The sequence below is a fragment of the Streptomyces sp. SID5910 genome (assembly GCF_009862125.1).
Lineage (GTDB): Bacteria > Actinomycetota > Actinomycetes > Streptomycetales > Streptomycetaceae > Streptomyces.
On sequence record NZ_WWHX01000356.1, the window covers coordinates 1 to 3382 of the forward strand.

Below are 3382 nucleotides of genomic sequence, written 5' to 3' on the forward strand. Positions count from 1 at the left end.
TGCCCGTCGCAGCGGGTCGTCCCTCACCTCAGCAGCCGCGCCCGCAGCCTCGCCAGCGTCGAGGTGTCCAGGCCCAGGCCCTCGGTGAGGTAGCGGTGGAAGCCGCCGTAGTCGCGCTCCACCTGGGCGAGGGCCGCCTCCAGGTACTCCCGGCGTACTTCCTGCACCGGGAGGAGCAGGTCCGGGTTCTGCATCAGGCCGGCCTTCCTCAGCCCCTCGCGGGTCGCGCGGTCCGCGTCCGCGCGGTAGCGGTTGGACAGCAGGTAGTCCCGCTCGGCGGCCCCCGCCGGGATCCCGACGGCGCGCAGCAGCACGTAGCTCATCCAGCCGGTGCGGTCCTTGCCCGAGGTGCAGTGGTAGAGCAGCGGGGACGGTCCGCGCCGCGTGAGGTCCCGCAGGGTCGCGCCGAACTGCCGGCGGGTGGCCGGGTCGGTGACGAAGGTGCGGTAGATGTCCCGCATCAGCCGCGCCGCCTTCCCGTCGCCGAGCAGCCCGCGCTGCGCGGCCGGGTCGGCGGTGCCGATGGCCTCCGTGACCTTCGCGTACAACCCGAGGTCGTTGACGGGCCGGGAGACCGCGGCGGGCCCGGCCGGGAGACGGTCGGCGCCGTCCCCGCGCACCTCCGAGGGAACGCGGAAGTCCACCACGGTGCGCAGGCGCAGCGCGGACAGCTTCGCGAGGTCCGCGTCGGTCAGCTCCCCGAGGGAGTCGGCGCGGAAGACCTGGCCGTAGCGGACCTGGCGCCCCTGCCCGGTGCGATAACCGCCGAGGTCGCGGACGTTGACCGCCCCCTGGAGGACGATGCGGCGGACGGCGGGGGAGGCGGGGCCGGCGTCGTGCGTGGCCGCGGCGGCGGGCGGTGCCGCCGTGGCGCCGGCCCCGGACCAGAGGGGGAGACAGCCGAGGACGACGGCGGTGACCATCGTCGTGGTCACTCGTCGGACGTTCGCAACACGCATGGGATCAACTCCAGGGGGAGGGCGGGTCGTTCCTCATCAGGTGCCGGAAAGGGCGTGCAGGGTGGCGTGGGCCTCGGCCATCACGCGGTCCACGAGTTCGGCGCAGGACGGCAGGTCGTCGATCAGTCCGGCGACCTGGCCGGCGGCCATCACGCCCAGGTCGGTGCGTCCCTCGACCATCGACGCCTTCAGCAGCATCGGGGTGTTGGCGGCCAGCAGCACCTGGCTCCACGACAGTTCCTTGCCGTGCTTCATGGTCCGGCCGTCGCGCAGCATCCGCGCCCAGCTCATGCCGCTCTCGCGCCGGAAGGCCGCGGCGTGCCGGACCGCCCGCAGCAGCGAGGCGGCCCGGCCCGAGCGTTCCAGCGCGTCGACCAGCTCGGTGCGCAGCATCCGGTGGGGCAGCCCGTCCACCTTGGTGGTGACGGTGACGTCCTGCACGGCCGCGGCCAGGTACCGGGCCTTGACCGCGTCGGGGACGGGGCTGTCGGAGGTCAGCAGGAAGCGGGTGCCCATGGCGATCCCGGCGGCGCCGAAGGCCAGGGCCGCGACGAGTCCGCGCCCGTCGCGGAAGCCGCCGGCGGCGATCACGGGGATGTCGACGGCGTCGGCGACCTGGGGCAGCAGCACGCTGGTGGCGACGGACCCGGTGTGCCCGCCGCCCTCCCCGCCCTGCACCACCACCGCGTCGGCGCCCCACGCGGCGACCTTCTCCGCGTGCCGCCGGGCGCCGACGGACGGGATGACGACGACCCCGGCGTCCTTGAGCCGCGCGATCAGCTCCCGGGAGGGGGCGAGCGCGAACGAGGCGACCTTGACGCCCTCGTCGACGATGATCCGCACCCGCTCGGCGGCGTCCCCGGCGTCCGCCCGCAGATTGACCCCGAACGGCGCGTCCGTCCGGGACTTGACCTCGCGCACGGCGGAGCGGAGCCGGTCGGCGCTCATGGTGGCGGAGGCGAGGATGCCCAGGGCCCCCGCGTCGGCGGCGGCCGACACCAGACGGGGCCCGGCCACCCAGCCCATGCCCGTTTGCACGATCGGGTGCCGGACGCCGGTCAGTTCGGTGAGCGGGGTCCTGATCAGGACGTCGTTCATGCGGCCGGCACCTCGCGCTCGCGCAGCGCCGCCGGGTCGACGACCTCCCGGATCAGCCGCAGTTCCTCGGCGGTGGGCTCACGGGTGTACGGCACGTCGTCGGGCACGGTCAGCGCGAAGCCGGTCGCCGCGACGACGTCCTCGACCGTGACACCGGGGTGCAGCGAGCGCACGCGCATCGTCCGGTCCGGCGTCTCGAAGTCGAACACGCCGAGGTCGGTGATCACGTCCGGGACGCGGTGGAAGCGGGCGGCGGAGGGGCCGGCCGCGGAGGCACGGTCGTAGCCCACCCCGCACACCATGTCGACCCGCTCCACGAAGACCCGGGGCGAATGCCGGGGCACCCAGTAACTCGTCGGGTTGTTGAGGGTGTTGACGGGGGCTCCGCGCACGCCCAGCAGTTGCCTGCGGGGCCGGTCCCAGTCGCCGACGCAGGAGATGTTCTGGTTGCCGTGCCGGTCGAGCTGGCTCGCGCCCATCATGACGTGGCGTCTCCCGGTGGCGACCAGGGCCAGGTGCTGCCGGTAGGGCAGCCAGCCCTCCACCACCCGCGCCGGGGCACCGACCGCCGGGACGTCGCCGACGAGCAGCGCCTCCCCGTCCGTCAGCAGCAGGTCGGGGGAGAAGGTGAGCCTCGCCAGCCGGGCCCCGATCGCGGGGACCGTGCCCATCGGGCTGGCCAGCACCTCGCCCGCGCCCCGCCACGCCTCGGCGCACGCCACCACGCAGTACTCGGCCCGCGTCGCCGTCGTCGTACCGCCGCTCATGCTTCCTCCTCGTGGAACGCCGCCACCGCGGCCTGGTACGCGTCCTCGTCACCGGACAGGAACCGCTCCTCGAAGGCCGGCCAGGCCTCGGGATCCCGCGCCGCCCGGACATAGGCCCGCTGGAAGGGCTCGTCGCGGTCGTGGTCGGGGACGCAGGAGGTGAAGTGCGCGCCCCTCGGCGCCTCCACGACGCCGTTGACGAACGCGCGCTTGACCAGCAGGGACTGCGGACCGCCCTCCTTGAGCAGGTCGGCGGTGTCCACGACGCGCTCGCAGGACACGTACGCCGCGTCGGCGGCCTCGCAGAACAGGTCGTCGAAGTACGGGTCGGGGCCCAGGTACTGGGCGTTGCCCTGTGCGTCGGCCCGGTTGAGGTGGACCAGCGCGGCGTCCAGCCGCAGCGCCGGGACCGCGACCAGCTCCTCGCCGTCCTCGTACGGGGAGGTGACCGTGCGCAGGGACGGGTTGACCCGCATCACGTCCGAGGCGAGTCCGGCCCGCACCGGCAGGAACGGCAGCCGCTGCGCCGCGGCCGTCAGACCCCACATGACCATCGCA

The 3382-nt window shown here is 74.4% G+C and carries 4 protein-coding genes; all 4 read right to left on the reverse strand.

Features of this window, described 5'->3' with window-relative positions; translation table 11 throughout:
* Positions 1–23 precede the first annotated feature (23 nt).
* Complete coding sequence (locus GTW67_RS12085) at positions 24–935, reverse strand: tyrosine-protein phosphatase (RefSeq protein ID WP_346010629.1); 912 nt, start codon at positions 933–935, stop codon at positions 24–26.
* A 60-nt stretch (positions 936–995) separates the two neighbouring features.
* Positions 996–2057, reverse strand: a complete 1062-nt coding sequence (locus GTW67_RS12090; protein ID WP_161164808.1) for an NAD(P)H-dependent flavin oxidoreductase — start codon at positions 2055–2057, stop codon at positions 996–998.
* Positions 2054–2824: a CoA-transferase subunit beta gene (locus GTW67_RS12095; RefSeq protein WP_161164809.1), complete on the reverse strand. Its 771-nt coding sequence runs from the start codon at positions 2822–2824 to the stop codon at positions 2054–2056. Before GTW67_RS12095 ends, GTW67_RS12090 begins: the two co-directional genes overlap by 4 nt.
* Positions 2821–3382 (reverse strand): CoA transferase subunit A (locus tag GTW67_RS12100; protein ID WP_275940283.1); only part of this gene is annotated, 562 nt, incomplete at its 5' end. The genes GTW67_RS12100 and GTW67_RS12095, both read right to left, overlap by 4 nt.

What these genes read in the sequence shown, in the direction of transcription:
- GTW67_RS12090 (WP_161164808.1), bottom strand. Translation starts at nt 2,057, where the DNA reads ATGAACGACGTCCTGATCAGGACCCCGCTCACCGAACTGACCGGCGTC.
- GTW67_RS12095 (WP_161164809.1), bottom strand. Translation starts at nt 2,824, where the DNA reads ATGAGCGGCGGTACGACGACGGCGACGCGGGCCGAGTACTGCGTGGTG.